This is a genomic window from Pseudomonas sp. WOUb67, assembly GCF_050058005.1.
In the GTDB taxonomy this organism is placed as follows: domain Bacteria; phylum Pseudomonadota; class Gammaproteobacteria; order Pseudomonadales; family Pseudomonadaceae; genus Aquipseudomonas; species Aquipseudomonas putida_R.
The window spans coordinates 6,514,365-6,520,438 of sequence record NZ_CP170112.1 but is presented as its reverse complement, the minus strand read 5'-3'; the positions used below and the strand labels follow the sequence as shown (position 1 = coordinate 6,520,438).

Annotated in this window: 5 protein-coding genes; 4 read left to right on the top strand and 1 reads right to left on the bottom strand. The window is 60.4% G+C overall.

The features are described 5' to 3' along the window. Positions 1–217 precede the first annotated feature (217 nt). Genes ABOC32_RS28870 through ABOC32_RS28860 form a run of 3 tightly spaced genes read left to right on the top strand, consistent with a single transcriptional unit; the run spans position 218 to position 3,780 of the window. Positions 218–877 carry a paraquat-inducible protein A gene (locus tag ABOC32_RS28870; RefSeq protein ID WP_426809757.1) on the top strand — a complete coding sequence of 220 codons (660 nt, stop codon included), beginning with the start codon at positions 218–220 and terminating at the stop codon, positions 875–877. After that, entirely contained in the window at positions 864–1,487 is a 624-nt protein-coding gene (locus ABOC32_RS28865; RefSeq protein ID WP_426809756.1) for a paraquat-inducible protein A, read from the top strand. Before ABOC32_RS28870 ends, ABOC32_RS28865 begins: the two co-directional genes overlap by 14 nt. After that, complete coding sequence (locus tag ABOC32_RS28860) at positions 1,480–3,780, top strand: MlaD family protein (protein WP_426809755.1); 2,301 nt, start codon at positions 1,480–1,482, stop codon at positions 3,778–3,780. The genes ABOC32_RS28865 and ABOC32_RS28860 overlap by 8 nt, the downstream gene beginning before the upstream one ends. 224 nt (positions 3,781–4,004) lie before the next feature. Here ABOC32_RS28860 and rpsT read toward each other — a convergent pair whose 3' ends face one another. After that, positions 4,005–4,283: a 30S ribosomal protein S20 gene (gene rpsT / locus ABOC32_RS28855; RefSeq protein WP_003247625.1), complete on the bottom strand. Its 279-nt coding sequence runs from the start codon at positions 4,281–4,283 to the stop codon at positions 4,005–4,007. A 250-nt stretch (positions 4,284–4,533) separates the two neighbouring features. Here rpsT and murJ point away from each other — a divergent pair, with 250 nt between their 5' ends. Next, the gene (murJ, locus tag ABOC32_RS28850; protein WP_426809754.1) at positions 4,534–6,072 is read left to right on the top strand and encodes a murein biosynthesis integral membrane protein MurJ; all 1,539 of its coding nucleotides are present in this window, start codon (positions 4,534–4,536) and stop codon (positions 6,070–6,072) included. The last annotated feature ends 2 nt before the right edge of the window (positions 6,073–6,074 follow it).

Below are 6,074 nucleotides of genomic sequence, written 5' to 3'. Positions count from 1 at the left end.
TTGTGGCTAGAAAATCCCCAGTCCTGCCCGAACCCCTGTAGGAGCAGCCTTGTGCTGCGAAGAGGCCGGTAAGGCTAAAGATTATCTTTGGCTGCAATGGCCTCTTCGCAGCACAAGGCTGCTCCTACAGGAATCGCTTACCCCTTCTGGTAAGTCGCCTCCCACAATTCGAGCCAGAACACTAGAATAGGCCCACGCACCTATCCAGAAGCGCCATATGCCCAATCCTGTCGAACCCGAAGCACTGGCCCAATTGCCGTTGGACGAGCTTGTCGCCTGCCACGAATGCGACCTGCTGCTGCGCAAACCCGTGTTGCAGCACGGTGAAAAAGCCCTGTGCCCCCGCTGCGGCTACGAGCTCTATGCCCACCGGCACAATGTAGTCAACCGCAGCCTGGCCCTGGTGCTGACCGCGCTGTTGCTGTTCGTACCTGCCAATTTTCTACCGATCATGCAGCTGCACCTGCTTGGCCAGACCTCGGACGATACTGTCTGGAGCGGCGTACTGGGCCTGTACAATTCGCAGATGCGCGGTGTAGCGGTAGTCGTGTTCCTGTGCAGCATGGCCATCCCCCTGGCAAAACTGCTCTGCCAGCTGGCGGTATTGCTGAGTATCCGCTTGAACGTGGGGCGCAACTTCGGCCTGCTGTTCTACCGCATCTATCACCACTTGCGTGACTGGGGCATGCTCGAGGTCTATTTCATGGGTGTGCTGGTGGCTATCGTCAAACTGGTGGACCTGGCCGAACTGACCGTGGGCCTGGGGCTGTTCTGCTTCATCAGCCTGTTGTTGGTCCAGGTATGGCTTGAAGTGGTGATGTCACCGCACCAGATCTGGAGTGCGCTATCGGGGGAGGACCTGCATGCGGGCGATTGATGCAGGCATTGTTGTCTGCAATGAATGTCATGAACTGAACAGGCAAGTGCCAGATAGCACTTCGCAGACCTGCACGCGCTGCGGCGCCATTGTGCATGCTCGCCGCCCTAACAGTATCGTACGTACCTGGGCGCTGCTGATTGCCGCGTCGATCCTGTACATCCCGGCCAACCTGCTGCCGATCATGACCGTGAGTACACTCGGCCAGGGCAGCCCCGACACGATCATGTCCGGCGTCATCACCCTGCTCAAGCACGGTATGGTGCCCATTGCCGCCGTGGTGTTCATTGCCAGCATCCTGGTGCCCACGTTCAAGCTGGTGGGCATCGGCTTGCTGTTGTACTCCGTTCAGCGTCACCAGCCGCTTTCAGCGCGGCAACGGATATGGATGTACCGCTTCATCGAATTCATTGGGCGCTGGTCCATGCTCGATATCTTCGTCATCGCCATCCTGGTGGCAGTGGTGAATTTCGGCCGAATAGCCAGTGTCGAAGCCAATCTGGGCGCTGTCGCCTTCGCAACTGTGGTGATCCTGACAATGCTTGCCGCTTTAACTTTCGATCCCCGACTGATTTGGGATAACACGGAGTCGGATGACGACCATGAGTGACCTGCCAACGGCTAAAACCCGCCCAGCCTCGAACTGGTCGGCCATCTGGATCCTGCCTTTGATCGCCCTGATGATCGGTGGCTGGCTCGCGTGGCAGGCTTACAGCAAGGCCGGTGTGGAAATTGAAGTCCGCTTCGAGTCGGGTGAAGGTATCGTCGCCAACAAGACCGAAGTCATCTACAAGGGCATGCCGGTCGGCAAAGTGAAGAGCTTGTTGCTCGACGCCAAAGGCGACAACCAAGGGGTGATCGCCACCATCGAGATGAACAAGGACGCCGAAGCCCACCTGACCAAGGGCACGCGCTTCTGGCTGGTGAAACCGAGTGTGAGCCTGGCGGGTATTACCGGCCTTGAAACACTGGTGTCGGGTAACTACATCGCGGTCAGCCCGGGGGAAGGGGAGCCCACCAAGCGCTTTACCGCGCTGAAGGTAGCGCCACCGCTCTCGGACTCGGAGCCTGGCCTGCATCTTACCCTCAAAGCCGACAGGCTGGGTTCGCTCAACCGTGACAGCCCGATCTTCTACAAGCAGATCCAGGTGGGTCGGGTGAAAAGCTATCGCCTGTCCGAGGACCAGAGCACCGTCGAAATCAAGGTGTTCATCGAGCCTGCCTACGCCAGCCTGGTGCGCAAGCACACGCGCTTCTGGAACGCCAGCGGCGTCAGCATCGATGCTTCGCTGTCGGGTGTGAAGGTGCGCAGCGAGTCGCTGTCGAGCATCGTGGCCGGTGGTATCGCCTTTGCAACGCCGGAATACCGCAAGGACAGCCCGCCCACCGACCCGAGCCTGCCATTCCGCCTGTATGAAGACTTCGACGCCGCCCAGGCGGGTATCCGGGTCAAGGTGAAGCTGAGCGATTACGAGGGCTTGCAGGCAGGCCGCACGCCGGTCATGTACAAGGGCATCCAGGTGGGTTCGCTGAAAGCCCTGAAAATGGAAGACAACCTGTCCAGCGCATCGGCCGAGCTGACGCTGGACCCGCTGACCGAGGACTACCTGGTCGAGGGTACGCAGTTCTGGGTGGTCAAGCCGTCGATTTCCCTGGCAGGTATCACCGGCCTGGAGGCGCTGGTCAAAGGTAACTACATCGCCATTCGCCCGGGTGAGAAGGGTGAGCGGCCCGAGCGTGAGTTCGAGGCCCGCGCCAAGGCGCCGCCGCTCGACCTCAAGGCGCCAGGCCTGCACATGGTGTTGTTCGCCGATACCCTGGGTTCGCTGGAAATCGGCAGCCCGGTGATGTACCGCCAGGTCAAGGTGGGTAGCGTACAGAGCTACCAGTTTGCGCGTAACAGCAACCGCATCCTGATCGGTGTGCACATCGAGAAGGAATACGAAAAGCTGGTCAATGGCTCGTCGCGCTTCTGGAACGTCAGTGGCATTACCCTGACCGGCGGCCTGTCGGGCATCAAGATCAAGAGTGAGTCGCTGCAAACGTTGATGGCCGGCGGTATTGCGTTCGACACGCCACGGCCCGACGTGAAGCTGAAACGCCACATTCCCCGCTTCCGTCTGCATGACAGCCAGGAAGCGGTAAACCGCGCGGGTACCTTGATCACCGTGCGTGTAGACCGTGCAGATGGCCTGAAGCCGGGTACGCCGATCCGCTTCCGTGGCCTGGATGTGGGCAGTATCGAAAGCGTCGACCTGACCGATGACTTGCAGGCAGTGCTGTTGCGGGCACGTATCACCGAGGCGGCGGGCCGTATTGCCCGTGCCGGTACGCAGTTCTGGGTGGTCAAGCCAGCCTTGGGCCTGGTGCGCACCGAGAACCTCGACACGCTGATTGGCGGGCAGTACCTGGAGGTGCAGCCGGCAGCCAAGGACCGTGGCCCGCAGCGCGATTTCATCGCCTTGGCCGATGCCCCGCAAGTGGCTGGGCCGGAGGTGGGCTTGCCATTGACGCTGAGTGCGCCACGCCGTGGTTCGATCAAGCCGGGTGTGCCAGTGACTTACCGTGAGGTTGCGGTCGGCAAAGTGACGGGCTTCGAGCTGGGCCAGAGCGCTGACCGCGTGCTGATCCATATCCTCATCGAGCCGCGCTATGCAGCCCTGGTACGCAGTGGCAGCCGCTTCTGGAACAGCAGTGGCTTCGGTTTCGACTGGGGGCTGTTCAAGGGGGCTACCGTGCGTACCGAGTCGCTGGAGACCCTGATCGATGGCGGTATCGCCTTTGCTACGCCGGATGGTGAGCAGATGGGCAACCCGGCACGGCCGCAGCAGACCTTCGCCTTGTTCGACAAGGCCGAGGATGACTGGCTGCAGTGGGCGCCGAAGATTCAGATCGCCAAGTAACCCGAAGGCCAACGCCGCCCTGCTTTATGTAGGAGCGGCCTTGTGTCGCGATCGGGCTGCACAGCAGCCCCAGCAATATCAGCGTCGACGCTAATACCGAGGGGCTGCTGTGCAGCCCGATCGCGACACAAGGCCGCTCCTACACAAAGCGGGTTGGTGCTGGTGACTAAATCGCAGGCAACAAAAAACCGACCCTAGGGTCGGTTTTTCGAATAGCGCGTCGCTTAGGCAGCTGCAGCTTCTTTCAGCGCCTTGATGTGGCCATTCAGACGGCCTTTGTGACGAGCAGCTTTGTTCTTGTGGATGATACCTTTGTCGGCCATACGGTCGATTACAGGTACAGCCAGAACGTAAGCGGCTTGCGCTTTTTCGGCGTCTTTTGCGTCAATGGCTTTAACTACATTCTTGATGTAGGTGCGGACCATGGAACGCAGGCTGGCGTTGTGGCTGCGACGCTTCTCAGCCTGTTTTGCACGTTTCTTGGCGGAAGGTGTGTTGGCCACCGTCGAGCTCCTCGAAAGACTTTAGGTAAATAGCAAACAAAATAGGCCGCGAATCATGCCGATCAAGAGATCGATTGTCAAGGCCACCTGCAAGGTTCCGCCGAGCGGTGCGCCAACAAGAGGGAAAGATTCCTTTCTGCTGCGCGACCTGTACACTCGGGAATTTTTGGCTCCCCTGCGAAGGCGCGGGAGTATCGCACATTCGGACGCTGTCTGGCAGCGTCCTCTGCCATTGGCGTGAATCTTTTCGATGAACCTGCTCAAATCCCTGGCTGCAGTAAGCTCGATCACCATGATTTCACGGGTGCTGGGCTTCGTTCGCGACACCATACTGGCTCGCATCTTTGGTGCCGGCGTTGCCACCGACGCCTTCTTCATCGCGTTCAAACTGCCCAACCTGCTGCGGCGCATTTTTGCCGAGGGTGCGTTTTCCCAGGCCTTTGTTCCGATCCTGGCCGAATACAAGACCCAGCAGGGCGAGGAGGCGACACGTACCTTCATTGCTTATGTCAGCGGCCTGCTGACCCTGGTCCTCGCCCTGGTGACTGCCATCGGCATCCTCGCGGCGCCATGGGTGGTGTGGGCAACAGCTCCGGGCTTTGTCGACAACGCGGAAAAATACGAGCTGACCACCTCCCTGTTGCGGGTGACCTTTCCTTATATATTGCTGATCTCGCTGTCTTCCCTGGCCGGTGCGATCCTCAATACCTGGAACCGCTTCTCGGTACCGGCCTTCACCCCGACCCTGTTGAACGTGGCGATGATCGCCTTCGCCGTGCTGCTGACGCCGTACTTCAACCCGCCCATCATGGCCCTGGCCTGGGGCGTGCTGGCCGGTGGCCTGGCGCAGTTGCTGTACCAGCTGCCAGCGTTGAAGAAGATCGGCATGCTCGTGCTGCCGCGCCTGAACCTCAAGGACGCGGGTGTGTGGCGGGTACTGAAGCAGATGTTGCCGGCGATTCTCGGGGTGTCGGTGAGCCAGATCTCGCTGATCATCAACACCATCTTCGCCTCGTTCCTGGTGGCCGGCTCGGTGTCGTGGATGTATTACGCCGACCGCCTCATGGAGCTGCCGTCAGGCGTGCTGGGCGTGGCCCTGGGCACCATCCTGCTGCCGACCCTGGCCAAGACTTACGCCAACAAGGACCGCGAGGAGTACTCGCGGATCCTCGACTGGGGCCTGCGCCTGTGCTTCCTGCTGGTGCTGCCGTGCACCCTGGCCCTGGCCATCCTTGCCGAGCCACTGACCGTTGCGCTCTTTCAATATGGCAAGTTCAGTGCGTTTGATGCGGCCATGACCCAGCGGGCGCTGGTGGCCTATTCGGTAGGCTTGCTGGCGATCATTCTGGTCAAGGTGCTGGCACCCGGCTTCTATGCGCAGCAGAATATCCGCACGCCGGTGAAGATCGCGATTTTCACCCTGGTCTGTACCCAGCTGTTCAACCTCGCCCTGGTCGGCCCGCTTGCACATGCCGGCCTGGCTTTGGCGATCAGCCTGGGTGCCTGCCTGAATGCCGGCTTGCTGTTCTGGAAGCTGCGCAGCCAGCAGTTGTTCGAGCCACAGCCAGGCTGGGCAATGTTCCTGCTCAAGCTTGTCCTGGCAGTGGTGCTGATGTCGGCCGTACTGTTGGCGGGCATGCACTATATGCCGGCCTGGGAGCAGGGCATCATGTTTGAGCGTTTCATGCGGCTTGGGGCGTTGATCCTGGCAGGTGTCGTGACGTATTTCGGCTGCCTGTACCTGTGCGGCTTCCGGCCCCGGCATTTCGCCCGCAAGGCCCTGCACTGAGG

Coding starts and splice junctions, on each gene's coding strand:
- ABOC32_RS28865 (WP_426809756.1), top strand. CDS start 864: ATGCGGGCGATTGATGCAGGCATTGTTGTCTGCAATGAATGTCATGAA.
- murJ (WP_426809754.1), top strand. CDS start 4,534: ATGAACCTGCTCAAATCCCTGGCTGCAGTAAGCTCGATCACCATGATT.
- ABOC32_RS28860 (WP_426809755.1), top strand. CDS start 1,480: ATGAGTGACCTGCCAACGGCTAAAACCCGCCCAGCCTCGAACTGGTCG.
- ABOC32_RS28870 (WP_426809757.1), top strand. CDS start 218: ATGCCCAATCCTGTCGAACCCGAAGCACTGGCCCAATTGCCGTTGGAC.